This is a genomic window from Pseudovibrio exalbescens (assembly GCF_028737195.1).
Lineage (GTDB): Bacteria > Pseudomonadota > Alphaproteobacteria > Rhizobiales > Stappiaceae > Pseudovibrio > Pseudovibrio zosterae.
This window is the reverse complement of the sequence record NZ_JAQZAJ010000003.1, coordinates 348,093-366,319: the sequence shown is the minus strand read 5'-3', so window position 1 is coordinate 366,319 and position 18,227 is coordinate 348,093. Positions and strand designations below refer to the sequence as shown.

Annotated in this window: 16 protein-coding genes; 4 read left to right on the top strand and 12 right to left on the bottom strand. The window is 57.7% G+C overall.

Going from position 1 to position 18,227, the window contains the following annotated elements; genetic code table 11:
* Positions 1 to 34 precede the first annotated feature (34 nt).
* The 7 genes from cckA to flgB form a co-directional block, all read right to left on the bottom strand.
* Positions 35 to 2,578, bottom strand: coding sequence for a cell cycle histidine kinase CckA (cckA, locus tag PUV47_RS11035; protein ID WP_274218616.1), 2,544 nt, complete (start codon positions 2,576 to 2,578; stop codon positions 35 to 37).
* Between the two features lie 94 nt (positions 2,579 to 2,672).
* Positions 2,673 to 3,749, bottom strand: a complete 1,077-nt coding sequence (gene flhB / locus PUV47_RS11030) for a flagellar biosynthesis protein FlhB (RefSeq protein ID WP_274218615.1) — start codon at positions 3,747 to 3,749, stop codon at positions 2,673 to 2,675.
* A gap of 8 nt (positions 3,750 to 3,757) precedes the next feature.
* Positions 3,758 to 4,531, bottom strand: coding sequence for a flagellar biosynthetic protein FliR (fliR, locus tag PUV47_RS11025; protein ID WP_274218614.1), 774 nt, complete (start codon positions 4,529 to 4,531; stop codon positions 3,758 to 3,760).
* Between the two features lie 22 nt (positions 4,532 to 4,553).
* Entirely contained in the window at positions 4,554 to 4,820 is a 267-nt protein-coding gene (fliQ, locus tag PUV47_RS11020; RefSeq protein ID WP_274218613.1) for a flagellar biosynthesis protein FliQ, read from the bottom strand.
* An 18-nt stretch (positions 4,821 to 4,838) separates the two neighbouring features.
* Positions 4,839 to 5,153 carry a flagellar hook-basal body complex protein FliE gene (locus tag PUV47_RS11015; protein ID WP_274218612.1) on the bottom strand — a complete coding sequence of 105 codons (315 nt, stop codon included), beginning with the start codon at positions 5,151 to 5,153 and terminating at the stop codon, positions 4,839 to 4,841.
* Between the two features lie 33 nt (positions 5,154 to 5,186).
* Positions 5,187 to 5,597, bottom strand: a complete 411-nt coding sequence (gene flgC / locus PUV47_RS11010; RefSeq protein WP_274218611.1) for a flagellar basal body rod protein FlgC — start codon at positions 5,595 to 5,597, stop codon at positions 5,187 to 5,189.
* A 50-nt stretch (positions 5,598 to 5,647) separates the two neighbouring features.
* Positions 5,648 to 6,049 (bottom strand): flagellar basal body rod protein FlgB, encoded by a 402-nt coding sequence (gene flgB / locus PUV47_RS11005; RefSeq protein ID WP_274218610.1) that lies wholly within the window; start codon positions 6,047 to 6,049, stop codon positions 5,648 to 5,650.
* Between the two features lie 393 nt (positions 6,050 to 6,442).
* Between flgB and PUV47_RS11000 the strand changes: the two genes are divergently transcribed.
* Together PUV47_RS11000 and fliP are read left to right on the top strand one after the other, a co-directional pair.
* Positions 6,443 to 8,107, top strand: a complete 1,665-nt coding sequence (locus PUV47_RS11000) for a flagellar biosynthetic protein FliO (protein WP_274218609.1) — start codon at positions 6,443 to 6,445, stop codon at positions 8,105 to 8,107.
* A gap of 19 nt (positions 8,108 to 8,126) precedes the next feature.
* A complete protein-coding gene (fliP, locus tag PUV47_RS10995) occupies positions 8,127 to 8,864 on the top strand; it encodes a flagellar type III secretion system pore protein FliP (RefSeq protein WP_413697813.1) in 738 nt (245 codons plus the stop codon).
* 93 nt (positions 8,865 to 8,957) lie between these two features.
* Here the strand turns inward: fliP and PUV47_RS10990 are convergent, their stop codons facing one another.
* From PUV47_RS10990 to PUV47_RS10970, 5 genes are read right to left on the bottom strand one after another with little or no spacing between them, the layout of a single operon-like run.
* Positions 8,958 to 13,340, bottom strand: a complete 4,383-nt coding sequence (locus PUV47_RS10990) for a hypothetical protein (RefSeq protein WP_274218608.1) — start codon at positions 13,338 to 13,340, stop codon at positions 8,958 to 8,960.
* 47 nt (positions 13,341 to 13,387) lie between these two features.
* Entirely contained in the window at positions 13,388 to 14,035 is a 648-nt protein-coding gene (locus PUV47_RS10985) for a MotE family protein (protein WP_274218607.1), read from the bottom strand.
* A gap of 5 nt (positions 14,036 to 14,040) precedes the next feature.
* Positions 14,041 to 14,628, bottom strand: coding sequence for a DUF6468 domain-containing protein (locus PUV47_RS10980; protein ID WP_274218606.1), 588 nt, complete (start codon positions 14,626 to 14,628; stop codon positions 14,041 to 14,043).
* Positions 14,629 to 14,642: 14 nt separating this feature from the next.
* Positions 14,643 to 15,878: a flagellar motor switch protein FliM gene (gene fliM, locus PUV47_RS10975; protein WP_274218605.1), complete on the bottom strand. Its 1,236-nt coding sequence runs from the start codon at positions 15,876 to 15,878 to the stop codon at positions 14,643 to 14,645.
* A gap of 12 nt (positions 15,879 to 15,890) precedes the next feature.
* Positions 15,891 to 16,388, bottom strand: coding sequence for a flagellar basal body-associated FliL family protein (locus PUV47_RS10970; RefSeq protein WP_274218604.1), 498 nt, complete (start codon positions 16,386 to 16,388; stop codon positions 15,891 to 15,893).
* 289 nt (positions 16,389 to 16,677) lie between these two features.
* Here PUV47_RS10970 and flgF point away from each other — a divergent pair, with 289 nt between their 5' ends.
* Together flgF and flgG are read left to right on the top strand one after the other, a co-directional pair.
* Positions 16,678 to 17,412 (top strand): flagellar basal-body rod protein FlgF, encoded by a 735-nt coding sequence (gene flgF / locus PUV47_RS10965; protein WP_274218603.1) that lies wholly within the window; start codon positions 16,678 to 16,680, stop codon positions 17,410 to 17,412.
* 23 nt (positions 17,413 to 17,435) lie between these two features.
* Positions 17,436 to 18,218 (top strand): flagellar basal-body rod protein FlgG, encoded by a 783-nt coding sequence (gene flgG, locus PUV47_RS10960; protein WP_274218602.1) that lies wholly within the window; start codon positions 17,436 to 17,438, stop codon positions 18,216 to 18,218.
* Positions 18,219 to 18,227 lie beyond the last annotated feature (9 nt).

Sequence of the window (18,227 nt, the reverse complement as noted above, 5' to 3'; positions counted from 1 at the left end):
ACGGCAGGGCTTAGCTACGTTCAGATGGCCCGTTCTACAACACGTCCTTCACGGTGGTTGCCAACTGCTTCAAGGTAAACGGCTTTGGCAGGAAGGTGAATTTCTCATCTGCCGGCAAGTTCTTCTCGAAGGCATCTTCAGCGTAGCCGGATACAAAGATGATCTTCAGATCCGGGCGGGTCTTGCGCAGCTCAATAAGCAGCGACGGCCCGTCCATTTCCGGCATCACTACGTCGGAAACCACCAGATCAACCGACCCTTCGGTCTCTTCCATGACCTCAAGCGCTTCGGTGCCAGAGCCTGCCTCATAGACCTCATAGCCACGGGACGACAGGGCACGCGCCGCAAAGGCACGAACGGCTTCTTCGTCCTCCACCAGCAAAATGGTGGCAGAGCCGGTAAGATCGGCAACGGCCTGCTTTTCTTCCTTGACCACTTCCTGAACCGGCTTTTCCTCCGGCACATGGCGCGGCAAGAAGATCCGGAATGTTGTGCCCGCATCAACCTCACTGGTGGCAAATACAAAGCCGCCGGTCTGCTTGACGATGCCGTAGACGGTGGAAAGCCCCAGCCCGGTGCCCTTGCCCACTTCCTTGGTGGAGAAGAACGGCTCGAAAATCTTGCCCAGAACCTCGTTGGACATGCCGTGACCGTTGTCTTCCACCTCAATGAGCACGTACTCCGCAGGCGGCATGCCGCGGGTGTTCTCATAGGTGGTTGAGGTCGGTTCATCCACGTTGCGGGTGCGAATGGTCACCTCACCGCCACCCGGCATGGCGTCACGGGCGTTCACGACCAGATTGACGATCACCTGTTCCAGCTGGTTCACATCCGCCATCACCGGCCAAAGGTCGCGGCCATGAACCACGTGCAGCTCGATCTTCTCGCCCACAAGGCGGTCCAGCAAGATGGTGAGGTCGGCCAGTACGTCCGTCAGCGCCAACTCCTTCGGACGCAGGGTCTGACGACGGGAGAACGCGAGCAACTGGCGCACAAGCCCTGCGGCACGGTTGGCGTTCTGCTTGATGTTCATGATGTCCTGGAACGCAGGGTCCGTTGGACGGTGGCTGGCCAGCAGCAAATCGGAGAAGCCTATGATGGCGGTCAGAACGTTGTTGAAGTCATGCGCGACACCACCTGCAAGCTGACCAATGGCCTGCATCTTCTGGCTCTGAGCGAACTGGGCTTCAAGGGCGCGCTGCTGTGTCGTTTCAAGCACGTAGACAACGGCCGCCTCGTCCTCAGCCTGACTGTCAAGAACAGCGGAGACGTAGAAGGTCGCCGAGCGCCCCGCCTCTGCCCCTTCAGACAGAGCAACATCCACCGGCGCGATTTCGCCTTGACCCTGCGCCGCCTTTTTCAAGGCCTCTTCCAGATCGGCCCGGCCCGCTTCCTCGACAAAGTCTGTCAGGCGCGCCTCGCTCTTCAGCCCATCTTCTTGCCCGAACAGGCGAACGAAAGGCGCGTTGGTGCGCTGAATGCGGCCATTCTTTTCAACGGAGGCAATGGCAACCGGGGTGTTGTTGAAGAAGCGCGAGAAACGCACCTCGGCTGCGCGAAGAGCTTCTGCGTTTTCTTCACCCGGCGAGCGGTTGAGTACAAGCGTGCGACTGTCGCCGGCCTGCCCCTCCGCGCCAAACGGAACCCGGTGCACGAGGCGAACGGGAAGCCCCTTGCCGTTGCGCGTTACCAGATCGATGTCGTAGGTCTCGGTCTTGACCTCGCCTTCCTGCCCGCTGATGGCACGAACGAGGGCTGCACCATCGCCGCGGACAATATCGGAAAGCGTCAGACCGCCAGCCACAAACTGGGTCAGGTCATATCCCAGCCAGTCGGCCAGCGTGGCGTTGAGATACACAATACGGCCTGCGGAATCACAGGACAGGAAGCCGGAGGGAGCGTGATCAAGGAAGTTGATGACACGCTGCAACTCCTGAAACGATGTCTCCTGCTCTTTTCGGTCGCGGGAGATGTCCGCGATCTGCCATACGGTGAGGCCTGCAGTCGCCTGGCCCGCCTTGTCGTGGTAGTTCAGCGGCCGCACACTGATGCGATACCACCGCGAGCCGCCATCCACGCGCCCAATGGCAGCAGGCAGGCGCACTTCCTCCTGAGCGCGGCGGTGATTGCGCACAGCCTTGGAAAGGCGGAAAATTGCATCGGCGGCCTCCGGATCGGCTGAAAACACCCGCTCAACCGTGCGCACGTCACCAGGACTAACAGCCCCGGTCAGATCCGCGTAGGCCTTGTTGGCATAGACGATACGGCCGGTCTGATCGACCAGAACCGCCCCCTCTTCGAGAGAATCCAGAAAGGCTTCTGCCAGCGGGTTGCCATCCCGCCGGGAAGCAAAGCGCAACAGGCCAATGGCACTGGCAAACAAAGAGAAAACGCCGACGACCGCAAGAATGCCCAAGAGCCCGAGAATGTAAGGCTCGGCCTGCTCGCGGCTCATCACGGCGATCACGGCTGTTGCGGCAGCAAGACCTAGCGCCAGCAACATAAGCAATCCGATGTTTCCTCCACCACCACTGCGGTCAATGACAGGTTCCGGTGGCCGAGTATCGGTCTCTTTCATCAAAATCTCTCCACGGGCAGCCCCAATTAAGCCCGGTTTCGCACTCCGCCTGAGGATTCAACGCAATGCACCAAGTTTCAAGCACGTCCCAGAGTTACGAGCGCCAATTTTTCTTCTCACGCAGCTGCATCACATAACCGATAACCTTTGCAACCGCTGCGTAATGCTCCTCCGGTATCATATCATTAATCTCCATCGTGGCATGCAGCGCACGCGCCAGAGGGGGATTCTCTACGATCGGAACACTACTTTCTTCTGCCAGTTCACGAATACGAAGCGCCAGTGCATCCACGCCCTTAGCCACACATTTCGGCGCTTGCATCTCGTCGTCATAGAAAAGTGCAACCGCGTAGTGGGTCGGGTTGGTCACCACAACCGTCGCCTTGGGCACTTCCGCCATCATGCGTTGCTGAGATCGCTGCGCACGCAACTGGCGGATCTTCGCCTTGATCTGCGGATCACCCTCGGATTGCTTGTACTCCTCCTTGACCTCGCGCTGGGTCATCTTCTGCTTGTTGAACCATTTTTGTCGCTGCCAAGCGAAGTCCAGCCCTGCCACCACCGTCATCAGAGCAAGGATTGCACCCACCAGCTGGAGCGACAAGTCCCTGCTTTCCTGAAGAATGTGCCCTGCACCGCGAAAAATGGCGGTTTCCAGCTGATCCTTCTGCGGCCAGACAATGAAATAGATCAGAGTCGAAACCACTGCGATCTTCATCAGCCCCTTGGCAAAGTTCATGAGACTGTCCTTGGAGAACAGACGCTTGGCCCCTGCCAGAGGTGACACCTTGTTGAGCTTGGGCTGGATGGATTCGGCTGTGAACACCGGTTTGTGCTGGACCACGTTGCCCACCACAGCCAGCACCATCATCACCAGGAGCGGCAGCGCCAGCACCACAAGAATGTGGGGGCCTGTGTCTTGAAGCAAGAACAACAGTCCACCGCCATCAACCGGAATGCTGTCAGCGTGCTCGAAAAAGCCCTTGAGGATATCGGCAATCCCGGCGGCCGTTGGCTGGGCAAAGAACGCCACCACCATGGCTGTGCCCAGCAAGGCGAACCAGCCGTTGACTTCTTGCGATTTGGGAACGTCCCCCTTCTCATGCGCTTCGGTCAAGCGTTTTTGGGAGGGGTCCTCGGTCTTCTCGGAGTCATCCGTTTCGTCAGCCATTCATGCTCCTACTGGATTATGAACGGCTGGAAGGCCGTTTCGACTTGCGTCAGATACCAGCCCATCATGGTGGCCAGCACGCCAAGCATCAAGAAAAGGCCAAGCATGATGTTCACCGGCATGGCGATGAAGAAGATCTGCAGCTGAGGCATGAGTTTGTTGAGCAAGCCCATGCCGAAGTAGAACGTAAGCCCCAGCACCATGAATGGCGCGCTGAGGCGCACCGCAATGGAAAACATCTGCGAGACCAACGCCACACCATTGGCTGAGGCATCCCCAACAGGAATGAACGTGCCCGGCGGAAACAGCGTGAAGGAATCATGCATGGCGGCAATGGCCAGATAATGCAGATTGGTGGCAAAGATCAGCACCGTGCCCAGAATGGACAGAAAGTTGCCAATGACAGCGCCCTGCATACCCGAGGCTGTCAGATCGCCGCCAAGGGCAAAGGCCAGCCCCATCTGGTTGGCAATCATCGCGCCCGCCGTCTGCAGTGCGAACGTGACAATGCGCACCGACGCGCCAACGAACAACCCAATAATGATCTCACTGATGAGCATGACCATCAGCGTGGGAAATGAAGACAGGACCGTATCAGGATAAAGCGGCTGGCCAATGGGGGCCAGAATGTAGGTCAGTGCAAGCGCCAACCCCAGCCGCGACTGCATGGGCAAGGATGCTTCCCCAAGCGCAGGCATGAGCATGAGCATGCTGCCAAGGCGCGCGAACACGAGCAGAAACGTCACCACGTAGCTGGTAATGAAGCCCAGTTCTACAGTCATTGGCGACGCCCCTCCTTACGCGCTAGCCGCCATTCACAATCATCTCGACGATCTGATTGGTAAAGCTGGCCATGGTGGCGGCCATGAACGGCAAGGCCACCAACAGCGCGACAAAAATGGAGAGGATCTTCGGTACGAAAACCAGTGTGGCTTCCTGAATTTGGGTGAGCGCCTGGAACAGGGCCACGACAACACCCACACCCAGACCGACCAGCATCACGGGAGCGCTCACAAGAATGAGCGTCCAAATGCCATCCTTGGCAATATCAAGAACTTCAGGGCCGGTCATTGAGCCTTACCTTAGCAACTAGATCGGCATCCGCATGATGGACTCATATGCGGAGATCACGCGATCGCGAACGGAAACCATGGTTTCAAGAGCCAGTTCGGTTTCTGCAACCGCGGTCACCACATCCACCACATTGGCCTTGCCTTCTAGCAGATTGAGGGACTGCGTTTCAGTTACCTGACCGGTTTCTCGTACTTCTTCCACGGCTGTTTTGACGAGCTGGGAAAAGTCCTGAGAGCTGGCACCGCCCGCCACTTCCTGTGGGTTCCCACCACTTTGGGTGAGCTTTGCCATGTTGGCATAGGCGTTCGCTGCAAGGGTTGGGTTAGCCATTGGGTGTCACCAATCTGTTCAAAGCTTCAAGAATTAACCGCGGAGGATGTCGATGGTTCGCTGCAACATGGTTCGGGTGGACCGCACCACGTTGAGGTTGGCCTCGTAAGAGCGCTGCGCTTCGCGCATATCGACGCTTTCAACCAGCGTGTTCACGTTGGGCAACTTCACATAGCCATTGACGTCAGCCGCCGGATGGCTCGGTTCAAAGCGGGTTTCGAAGTCCGACTTGTCTTCCTGAACCTTGCCAAGCTCCACCACCTTCACGCCCATCTCGCGGTCGAGCTTGGCTTGAAACGTCGGGATCTTGCGGCGGTACGGATCACCCTCGGGCGTACGCGCCGTGGAGTCTGCGTTCGCCACGTTTTCCGCGATGATCCGCATGCGCCCGGTCTGAGCTTTCAAGCCCGACGCCGCAATGAACATTGACTTCAGAAAATCCACGATTTGCCCTTTTCTCGCGCCATTCCCCGCGCGTTGGTCCTAAAAGCAGCTTATGCCGACCGCTTGATGGCCGTCTTCAAAATGCCCAAACCACGGGAATAGAGGCTGGTTGCCATCTGATAATCCATCTGGTTCTGGGCAACCTTCATCATCTGCTCCTCAAGCACCACCGAGTTGCCGTCCGGTGTGCGCTCGAAACTTGATATGTCCTGCGCCTTGGGCGAGCCACTGCTCGCGGACAGGGTCATATGCTGATCATCGGTCTGCACTGGACTCGAAGGAGAAACAGTGTTTTGCACCATTGATCTGAACTTAAAATCCTTCAGGTCCTGACTTTGGTAGCCGGGTGTGTCCGCATTGGCGATGTTCTCTGCCAAGACGCCCTGACGTGTTTGATGCCACTGCATTTTTTGGCGCAGTGCTTGAAACACCGGCAGATCAAACATGGCCATTAGACCGCGTGCCCCTTAAGTCTCGAATACCCTCAGCAATACATTAGGTAAAAATTGCCTATCAATTGGTTAACAAAAAGTTAATATTAACCAATTAATAATAGGTAGTCGCAGAAAACGGCCATTGTCCTGGGGAGCCCACAACTGGCAAAATGCAACAGTGTGAGCAACGGGAATAATTTGCCTATACGGGTTTCAAACAGGAAAACCGAGAGGTACCTGTGAGTCCAGCGTCAGAATCCCGCGTGTCGGCGGCCTGCAGAGTTCATCTGCCGACCATCTTAAGATATGTAGGGCACTAATTCATTGGTATTAGGGATTCGGAGTGTGGCACAGCCAATAAGCAGGTAAAGGCAAAGTTGCACGCATCTACTCCGAAGAAGTGGGGAAATCATGAAAGAATGGCTGGCGAGCTCGTTTAATCTTCCGCCGGAAACAGCTCTGTTATTTTCTGTTGTGATTGCGTTGATCGCCGTGCTGGCGTTGATCGCAATCATCGTTCCCCTCTTGAAGAGATTTGCCCGCACGACCTACAAAGGCGGGCGCAACAGGCAGCCGCGCATTGCCATCATGGATGCAGCGGACGTAGACACCCGTCGCCGCCTTCTGTTGGTACGACGCGACAACGTGGAGCACCTCATTTTGGTGGGTGGCAACACGGATATAGTGGTGGAACAGGCAATCGTTCGCGCTGCCCCACATGCCAAGGCCGCGCCTGAGCGCCATCGCGCACCAAACGGCTACCTGCCAGCACAGGTGCCCGGATATGATGAAACACCGCTGCCAGAAGCAACCGAACTGAAAGATGCAGAGCCGCGCCCCGTTCGGGCAGCGCCGCAGGTTCAGCAGGTACAGGGCCAAGCCTCTGAAGCCAAGACTGCCCCCGCTCCGCAAGCAAGACAGCAACGCGTTGAGCCACAAAAACCAACCACCCCCTATGAGCCGCCACATCTTGACCACGCAGACCCTGAGTCCGCTGTCGCCAAGCTGGCACCCAAGCGCATTTTTGGCGCCGCAAAAGCCGCAGTTCAAAATGTAGCAGCCACGGCACAACGGCCGCGCACGACACCAACAGCGCCTGCTGCTGCGCCAGTAGCGGCCGCGCCTCAACAGCCAAACCCGCAGGCCACCCCACGCCCTGCGGCTCCGGCTGCACCGGGTGCGCCCTCCAAACCTGCCGAGCAAACTGCACCTGCCCCCGCCCCTGCCGTTGCTCCTGACTCCGAAAAACCTGCAGAAGTGAAGGCGGCACCGGAAGCGCAGACAACACCAGCTCAACCTGCCCCGACAGCCGTAGAGGCAAAACCGGCGCCACATGTGCGTCCCGCCGCGGCGCGCCCGCACCCTGCTCAGCGCCCAATGCCTTACGCCGCGCGCACGCCTGCCCCCAAGGACAGCGGCGCTGCGAACACTGACAAGCCAGCAGAACGGTCCCGCTCGACCTATGTCGGCACCATCACGCCGCCGCTGTCTGGTCCAGCTGCACGCGCAAAAACAGTTTTTGGCAACGGGCCGGCCACTGGCGAGAAACCAAGCCAGCCTGCCACCAACGGACCTATTCGCGCTTTCTCACGGGCAACGCCGAAACCGGTGCCAGCGCCAGCGGACACAGCCGCCGTTGCAGAAGGCTTGGAAGCCGAGCTGGGCAGCCTAACCGACAACGCAGAGGCACCAGCGGACACCAAGGCGGCGGCCAACGTCAAGACGTCAGAGACCAAGGCCGACGAGAGCAAAGCCCCTGAGGCCAACGCGCAGGCGCACAAGACCGAAGGAAAACCAGAAGCAGCTAACAAGGCGGAAGAAGCCAAGCCTGAAGTGAGGGACGCTGCGAAAGACGAACCAAGCTCCGAAAAGGCCGAGGACAAGACCGCTGACGCCAAACCTTCTGAAGAGGCGAAGCCTGCTGAAGACACAAAGGCAGCCGAAGCAGCCACTGACAAAGAAAGCGACACAAAAGACCAGAAGAAAGCCGATAAAGGCTTCATGGCGTTGGACGATGACATGGCCGAACTGCTCGATGAGTTGGAAGGCGGTTCCAAGCAGTCTAAAGCGGGTTAACGGGTAAAATTCTGTGCTTTTGAGAAGCTTCGCCGCGCTGGCGTTCGTGCTGGCGGTGGTCCTCGGCTTTGCCGATGGCGCACTGGCGCAATCACTGACCATTGATCTGGGCGACAACAACACGCTGACCGAGCGTGCGGTGCAAATCGTTGCCCTGCTCACCATCCTGTCCCTTGCGCCAAGCATTCTGGTGATGGTGACGAGCTTCACCCGCATTGTGGTGGTGCTGTCGCTGTTGCGCTCCGCACTGGGTCTGCAAACTGCACCGCCCAACACGGTAATGATTGCGCTGGCTCTGTTTCTCTCTGCCTTCATCATGGCACCGACGTTTCAGCAGGCCTACGACGCTGGTGTCGTGCCCCTGATGGATGGCACAATTGAGATGGACGAGGCGTTTGAACGTTCCTCGGAGCCATTTCATGTGTTCATGCGCAATCAGGTGCGCGAGTCGGATCTGGCGCTGTTCCAAGACCTGGCGAACCTGCCTGCCCCTGAAACGCCAGAAGAGATCAGCCTGCGTGTACTGGTGCCTGCCTTCATGATTTCCGAGCTGAGGCGCGCCTTCGAGATCGGGTTCCTGCTCTATTTGCCATTCCTGATCATCGATCTGGTTATCGCGTCTCTTCTCATGTCCATGGGTATGATGATGCTTCCGCCGGTCGTGATCTCTCTGCCTTTCAAGCTGATCTTCTTCGTTCTTGTTGACGGGTGGCAGTTGATCGCAGGAAGCCTGGTGCGAAGTTTCGGGGTCGGATAGCCCAGGTTCAAAAAGGACATCCTCACGACGACAAAGGCCCCGCGATGCTTCACATCCGGGGCCTTTTTAGTGAGCTGGTCGTTTTGTGATGATCTAGAGGGAGCTTCCCGCGTTCTCAGAAAGGGATGGGCTGAGGGCCCCTGCCGTCAGGTACTGGCGGCGGTACTCATCCAAAAACGCGTCCAGACTGTCCGTCGCAGCAATGGAGCGCGACACATCCAGAAACTCAACGCCGCGCTCATCAACCGGGCGCGTCACCACTTCGAAGGCTGCGGCGTTCGGACTGCTGCTCATCTTCTCGGAGTATTTCTGGCGCAAACGATCCAGCCCCAAACTGTCTGAGGACAGCGAGTAGCCAATAGCTGCGCGCAGAATGTCGGTCTGCTCCTGCTCATCCAGTGGGAATGCATCCGCCCAGCGGCCAGCATGCATCTTTTCAATCTGCTCAGCAGCCTTTTGCCAGCTCTCTGCAGCCCACAAGGTATCGGCGCGCAAGCGGTCCACATCTACACCGCTCATGTTGCGCACCAGTTCCAGAGCAAGATCCGGACGCCCGCTTTCAGTCAGCGCCCGCGCTTCTACCAGATTGCGTTGGCGTTGCAACGTGGCGGGAAGCTGCGCCTGACGGGTCTGGGACAGAACACGCAAAGCCTGCTCTGGCTGGCGGTCCAGCAGGTAAACAACACTGAGGTCAGCGGCAATCTGAGCCTTGGCAGCGCCCTTGAGACGATGATCGATCTGATGGCGCAAAACGCGCGCGGCCTGATCCAAAAGGTCAAGGTCAATCATGCGGTCTGCCATATAGCGCACCATCTGATCCCCTTCCCGACCAACTGGCAGCAGCTCCCGGAAGTCGTAGAAGATGGCAAGCGCCTCAATGGCATCCAGCTTGTCCGCGCCTTCACGCAGGAACAAGTCGGTGAAGACATCCCCCATCTGCATTTGAAGATTGCGGGTGATCTCTGAATCCGGATCGGACAGGATGGCCTGATGCATGGCCGCAAAAGCATCGCGATAGGCGCCCTCTTTGGCCTGTAGCACCGCAAGAAGATCAAGAGTGCGCAACTCCGTTTCATCCCCGCGCCAGATCGTCGACAGATTGGCAAGCTCGTCGATCGCTTCCTGCTCTCCCAAATAGCCATCGCGGTATTTTAGGGCGATGTTGCGGTACTGCGCCTCTGCCGCTTCCGGCCCCTCGAAGTTCTCCATCACATACTCAAAGGCCTCGATGGCCTCCTGAGTACGCCCTGAGGCATCCGCGATGCGCCCGCGCAGCAAGTCATAAAGAGCCGATTGCTCTCGGTTGGTTGCCGAAGGTTCGATCTGGGCAAGATAGGCGGCTGCGCTGCCAAAGTCCTCAAGCTCCACGTGCGCCTGTGCCGCCGCAAGATTGAAATCGATCTGGATGCTTTCCGGATAGCTGTCGATCACATCCCCGGCTGTCTCCAGATTGAGAAGAGAACTGGGCCAATCTTCAAGCGACACATCCGCAAGGGTTTTCCAAACAGCGGCATCCGGGCTGCGCGTCAACTCGGGGGACTCAAGATACTCCTTCGCTGCGCGCGGACGGTGCGCCATCATTTGCGCGGCGCCCATCATCACGTTGAATGTAGCATCTGTGGCAACCGTTGGGTCTTGATCCTTTGAAAGCTCAAGAAGACCCAGCGCTTCCTCTGCAAAGCCGTAGGCAAGGTAAAACCGCGCCATATCGAGGCGCGGTCCCTTTACTGCTTCCGGATCTGCCAGGGCCACTGCGGCCTCAAAGTCCCTTAACTGGCCTCGATAACGATTAACATCCGGCTTGGTAAAATTAGAGAACTCGATCAGGCCGGGCTGGGTCGGGTCTTTGATCGGCGTGTCCCGATCGAGCGCGCGCCACAAATCCTCGCTGGAAACCGCAAGGCCATCATCGCGGGTGATCAACACATCCTCGCCGCTGACCTCAACATTCACGCCATCTGCATAAAGCGTAACCGCAACCCCCTGCAACGACTGCAGGAACTGGAGCTGAGTGTATCGGTGCGGTTTGATCAGACCCCGCGCTGGTCCTTTCACGGTGACGGCGTAAATGACATCGCCCACATCCGGGTCGCGTATCTCGTGAAGCGCTGCGCCTTGGCCAACAGCAACGCGCAGAACCGCTTCGCCATCCCCTTGCACATTCCGCTCGACTTGCAGCGGCGCGCTTGGTTCGGTCACAGAAGGACCAACAGACAAGACCCAGCGGTCCTTTTCTGCACTGAAGCTCGCCAGTGTGGAGCGCTTCAACCGCATGCGAATGACCTGATAATCCCCATGATCCTCGTTAGAGAGGCCGTGAATGTAGGGATCAAGAGCTACTCGCAGGGCTCTGTCATCAATCGGCACATTGCTGTCGAAGATGAGCCAATGGAAACGGCCACGGCGGAACATGGCTGCCGGAACTTCAAACCCAAACGGTAGGTGAACCTGAGCGGAGTTTCCAACACGGCGCACCTCTACCGCGACAAGCGGGGGTGCTGCTTCCTGTGCGTAGGCTGGAACTTCCTCTGCATTAGGTACTGCAGGTGCCTCATCGCGCTTTGGTGCCGGAGTGTCCTGATTGATCGGAATGATGCGTGGCAGCGGTGATGCCGGAGCCTTTGCTGTTTCGGTTTCCGCCTCTGTTGGCTGCGCCTCTGATGCGGGTGCAGTTGGTAGGTTCACCGCAGAGGTCTCCTGAGCCGTGCCTTGTGCCGGAGGTGCAACCTCTTCAGCGCTGTCAGAACGCTGCTCAACCTCTTGAGCAGCTGGCGGGGAAACAGCTTCCTCCGCTGCCTCAGAGGTTTGCTCAACAGCTTCAGGCTCAGCCACCTCAGATTCTTCCACCGCAATCGAGGAAGGTTCAGTGCCGGGATCAGGGGCGGTTTCCTGAGAAACCTGTTCCTTTAGAGGAGCAGTTTCAGGTTCTGCAGGTGCAGGGTCCACCTGTTCCGTAACGGCATCCTCGGAAGGGCTTTCCTCCGCCACTGGAGAAGGCTTGCCCTTCGGTGTCAGCTCGCCAGCAGGTGGTGGATTTAGCTCACCAACAGGCTCCAGATCACGCACTGGCTTGGCGCTTGGATGGTTCGGCTTTTCTTCCAGCGGCTCATCATCAATGAAAGGACGTTGCGGCGTCGGGCCGCTCCCTTCAGGTACTGGTGCGCTCAAGGAAACGAGAGGCTCTTCACTCAATCCAAACGCCTTGGCGGCCATGGCCACCTCATCCGCTTGCGCAAGAACGGCGGCAATGGGGTCATCCACCTGCCCGAGTGCTTCAGACATGGCGGTTTGCTGTGCCGGTACTGGTGTTGGGACCGTTGCCGGATTGGTCTGCGGCCGGAACACTGACGGCGTAAGGTTCATCGGACCAGCAGCAGGGGCAACGGCAGGCGTAGGTGTCGGGGCCGTTTCAGGCACAGGCTGCGGCTGAGGAGAAACCGGCATCAAACTCGGACGCTCTTCCGGACGAACGCCCAACGCGACCACCCGGTCTTCCCCTTCGCTCTGTTGCAAAATCGGGTCGGCATAGACCTCATCAACGTCTCGCAGCAGGCTGTTCTTCTCAGCGCGCTCCTGAAGCTCAGTTGGCGTCACGTCCACCACGTAGCTTGAGCCCTCGCGAAACGCCCGCACATCTGACGCCGGATCGATGGCTAACTCGACAAACAGGCCAGCATCACGAATTTCAGAGCGCGCACCATATAGTCCGAGCGGCGGGTTGATCAGCATACGCGCAAGGTCGAGGGTGGCTTCCCGGTCGAACTGAACTTCCACCCGATCGGCACGGCGCACAAAAGCGCTGTCAAACGGAACGGACCAGTCGAACACCAGGCGGGTAAATGTGGGATGCTCCCCAACCCGCAGGTCAACCTGAGCCTCTTCAACAATCTGCTCTTCGCGGTCCCGCTCCAACTCACGCAACCGGCGCAGAGCTTTTTCTGCCCGCTTGGCCAGATCCGCCACCACGTCCTCTGGCAATGGGGGCGGAAGGCCCTGCCATGACCGCGGCAAGAGATCGATAAAGAGTTTTTCGCCCGCTTCCATGCTGTTCACATTCACGGGCTGCTTGAGGGCAAAGCGCAGGGCTGCGCCATCAGGATCCCGGCGGGCAACCGAAATGTAATCACTCAGTTCTGCGGGGATTTCGTCAACAGCAGCATTGATGCCATTGGGAAAGGCAATGCGCAAAACACCAGCTGTAACCAGTGCATCATAGTCTGGCAGAAGGGTCCGATCGGGAAAGGTAATGACAATGCGCCCAAAGCCCTCTTCGGCGCTGGCCGTGATTGTTGCCGTCTCCCCTTGCGCAAATGCATCAGCCGAGACGAGAAACAAGCTTGAAAATACAACCCAAAGGGACGCAACAAGACGCAGAAATCCGATGCGGGCTGCAAACGCACCACGCCCTATCGACAAGCTCTTTTTCACGTAGGGTCCAGAACCCGTCAACACCGCCCGATTCCCCTGATACAGCATTGCGTATTTCTAGCAATTTGCTTGTTAACGCACCCTTACGATGCCCGTTAGTTGCCTTGAATCTTGGGCAAAAGCGCCTGAGGCGTCTCAACTGCAGACTGACGACCGACGGCAATGGCCACAGTCAAGCGCTCTGCTGCTTCCGGGCTCATGTTGGACAGAATGTCAGCCATCTTCCGGGGCTGCATTTCTGCAACAACCTTCAGCAAGACATCCATCTCCAACCGATCAAAAATGCGAGCTGCGCTTTTGGCTTTCATACTCTCGTAGATCTTGATGAGATCCTTGATTTCCTGCGCTTCTTTCTCTGACTGTGCAGAGACATTGGCTTCAATCCGGGCCTCAATTTGCTTCAGCTCGGCAATGCGCTTCTCAACGCGTGCTTCAGCAGCGGCAAGCATCTGTTCACGCAGGTTAAGCTCTTCCTCGCGCTGTTCCAGCTCCTTGCGGCGTTCGCCAAGGCTGGACAGAACCGCACGCTCTGACACGGACCCACCAAGAGCAGAGCCCCCCGGCTCACCAAAACCGGGAGGTGGCGTTGTATCAACGCTCGAAGGATCGAGAACAGACTGCTGCGCTCCGGCCATACGCACTGTGCTCAAGTCGTAGCGGCCATCAAGAAAAAAGCCCACCAGCTTGAGGACAAGCAGGGAACTGATGGCAAAAACGACGATCGGAAGCAGTCTTAATCTCACGCCATTCACCCCTGTGCTCTACGACGGAATTGTTCCAGCCGCGAGGTGGAAGCCTCCGCTGCCTTGAAGATGTCCTTCACCCGGCTGTGGCGCGGCTCTTGCGGCGCGGGCTGTGCAGGCGCTGGCTGCTGAACAGCGGGCTGAGCCATTTGAGCCGGAGCGGCTGGCTGCGCAGGCATTTGGGCATGAGCGTACTCAGCATGTGCAGCCACGCGAGCGGCCACTTCTTCTGCGGCCGCTGCAGCAGCCTCATAGCTGTTCACGTTCGAGGTTGGCTGACCGGCGACGGCGGCGTCCGCCACCTGCCCGACACGGTCCAGAACATCTGCACCAACGCCGATTTGGCTGGAAAGACGGCGTGACAACGCCTCCGCTTCCCCCAGACGCTCACCAAGTGTCTTGTCCGCGTTGCCCGCAGTAGACTTGAGACCCAGGATGGCCCGCTCGGCAATCTCGGTGGCGGTGATCAGCTCTGAAATGGTCGCACGCAAGGAGGCCTCATCGGAACGCAGGCGCTTCAAACGCTGGTTCAGCGTGAAGCAATAGCCGATGGTGACCACCAACAGGACAGCGACTACAATTTCAATGATCATCCCGATAGCCATCCTCAGATCCCTTCCGATTTGTTCTGCATGGACCGCTCAAACGCTGCCAATGTCATTTTTGGTTGGCGCAGTTTGCTTGCGATCTCAATGGACACGTTGTCGCCAACGCGGCCCATTACCCCCTGTGTCAGCGGTACCCCTCCGCATTTGACAGTAACTGGATCCTTTGGACCCACATCGAAGAGCAATGTTTGCCCAACTTCCAAGTTCAGCACCCGCTGCAAGGGAATGCTGTTTTCATAAAGCACCGCATCCACATTGACCTCGGCGCTGAAGACTTCAGAGGCCAAGTGACCTTCCCAGATAGGGTCACGGCCAAACTTTTCGCCCATGAACATCTGGAGCAGCAGATCACGGATCGGCTCCAGCGTTGCATAAGGCAACATGATCTCGACCTTGCCGCCGCGATCTTCCATGTCGATGCGCAGCTCAACAAGAATGGCAGCGTTAGCTGGTCTGGAGATTGCGGCAAAACGCGGATTGGTCTCCAGCCGCTCCAATGGCAGTTGCACCGGAGAGAGCGGCGCAAACGCCTGCTCCGCATCCACGAGGATGATCTCAATCATCCGGCGCACAAGATTGGTTTCAATAGTCGTGTATGGGCGCCCCTCAACGCGCAAGGGGCTCATGCCACGACCTCCGCCCAGCAGCACGTCAATAATGGAATAGATCAGCGAGGATTCCACCGTCACCATACCAAAGCCATCCCACTCCCTTGCCTTGAATACACCAAGGATTGCAGGCAGCGGAATGGAATTGAGATAGTCTCCGAAGCGAACGGAAGTGATGGAATCCAGCGAAACTTCCACGTTGTCCGAGGTAAAGTTGCGCAGGGAAGTCGTGGTCAAACGCACCAGGCGGTCAAACACGATTTCCAGCATGGGCAAACGTTCATAGGACACCATCGCCGAGTTGATCAGCGCCCGTATGCCCGTGTTGTCGCCCGTGATGGTTTCGTCGAGACTGAAGCCGAGAAGGTTGTCGATTTCCTCCTGATTGAGGATACGATCAGCCCCGCGCGTTGCTGAATCCAGCTCCGGCTCGCTGTCCTCGATCATGGCCGCCCATTGGGCCGCTACATCCTCAGCATTCGCCGCGCCCTGCTCCTGGAGGGCAGCACCCCAGGCAGCGGCAAGGTCTTCATCATCATCAGAGATGTCCTCATCCACCGTGGCGGTGGACGCATCCCAATCCTGTCCCCCGGCGGACCCCGGTGCGGCATTGGAACCTGCTGCCATGCAATGCCTCCCCTATTGAATCAAAATCTCTTTGAACAGAACGCCATCCACCTTGGCAGGATAAACGGCGAGATTAATGCGACGCAGAAGCTGTTCCTTGAGACGAAACAGCCCTGCTGACCCTTCAAGATCAGCCGGACGCAGCTCGCGCAGATAGATCTGGAAGGCATCCATGATCCGCGGTAAGTACGGCTCGATATCGCTGACCACGGAATAACTCTCGACCTCGAGAGCAATTCGGACCTTCAAAAACGTGCGGCGATCATCCGTCGCAAGATTAACCGTCATTTCCGGCAGGTCATAAAACACGACAGACTTCTGCTGCGCCTGCTTGGGCGCATTCGGATCGGCAGAGTCCGTCAGGCTATCGAGAAGCCCCATATACACACCAAGACCGCCCAGTGCGGAAAGAAGAACCACACCGCCAAAAACTGCAATCAGCAGCTTTTTCTTAGATTTGCGCTCTGGTTCCTGCGTTTCTTCTGTTTCAGGAGCCTGTGCATCAGTCATCTCTCGACCCGCCCAAATACAGTGAGGGATTTTAACTTAAGTCTTAACAATAGGTTAAACAGCCCAAATGGTTAACAGATGGTTAACAAAGCCATCTAGGCAAGTTTTGCCCACTGGCATTTTTTAGTAGCTCATTATTGCTGGGCCCTATGTGAAAGGATCTAACGAAATCCCGCAATTCCCAGAAAAACGGCGAGTCTGTGGCCGCATTGTGAGTTGGCACGGTCCCTGCATATGGTTAACCGCTAGCCCGGCCGGGTTAGCTTGCTGGGGAGCAAGGACCACGAACATGGAAAACGCACAACTTATAGGGTTGTCGCGTCAGCTTGGCTTGCGACGTCAATTGGACGTCATTGCAAACAATCTGGCGAACATCAATACGGCAGGCTTCAAAGGGCAAAATCTGCTTTTTGAAGAATACCTTATGCCAAAGGCAGAAGCGACGGCCTTTCAGCGGCCAGACCAACCGCTGTCTTACACAAACGATTACGGCGACGCGACCAACTTCGCACAGGGCGCTCTGCGCGAAACGGGCAATCCACTTGACGTTGCAATTCAAGGCGACGGCTTTCTGGTTGTTCAGGGGCCGACAGAGGAACTTTATACCCGGGCGGGAAATTTTGCCGTTGGCCCGGATGGCATCCTTCAGACGCAGCAAGGATACCCTGTACTGGTGGATGGCGGCCCAATTGAGATCAATTCCGAAGATGGCCCGCTTTCAATCGCCAAGGACGGCACCCTCTCCAACAATCAAGGGATTCTCGGCCGCCTGAACATGGTGAACTTCGAAAACCCGCAGGAGTTGACGCTGCGCGGGCAGAACACCTACGCCGGCGAGAACCCGATTCCCATGGAGAACATCGAGGTGCAGCAGGGCTTTCTGGAGATGTCCAACATTGAGGGCGTCGTCGAGATTACCCGCATGATCGAAGTGACCCGCAACTACGCATCAGTCTCGCGCATCATTTCTCAGCGCGATGACCTGCAAGAACGCGCTATCCGCGAACTCGGCCGCGTATCGTAGCCGCGACGTAAAGGACGACACCCATGAAAGCACTTTATATCGCAGCAACAGGCATGAAGGCACAGGAGCTCAACGTTGAGGTGATCTCCAACAACGTGGCCAACATGCGCACCACCGGCTACAAGCGCCAGCGCGCGGATTTCCAGGATCTTCTCTACGAAAACCAGCGCCGCATGGGCACCCAGACTTCCGATGCCGGCACCATTGTGCCAAACGGCGTACAGATTGGCTCCGGCGTACAGACCGTTGCCACCAGCCGCATCATGTCTCAAGGCACCGCCAACAGCACCGGCAAGGAGCTGGACCTGGCCATTCGCGGCGAAGGCTTCTTCCAGATTGAACGCCCAGATGGCACCACAGCCTACACCCGCGATGGCTCCTTCGCCCGCTCCCAAACCGGTCAGCTCGTAACCAATGATGGCCACCCGGTCCTGCCGGGCATCACCATTCCGGACGGCTCCCGCGACATCACGATCAACAATCAGGGCCTCGTTCAGGCCATGAGTGAGCAGGGTCAGGTTGTGGAGCTGGGGCAGATCGAACTCGCGCGCTTCGTCAACAAGGCAGGCCTTGAAGCAATTGGTGACAACCTGTTCCTTGAAACGGAAGCAAGCGGCGCCCCTCAGACAGGAACCCCGGAATCGGATGGCATGGGCGGCGTCAAGCAGGGCTTCCTTGAAGCTTCCAACGTGGATGCCGTTCGCGAGCTTTCCGACCTTATCGCCGCTCAGCGCGCCTACGAAATGAATTCCAAAATCGTTCAGGCCGCAGATCAGATGTACTCAACCACCACGAACATGAGATAGAGGCTGACT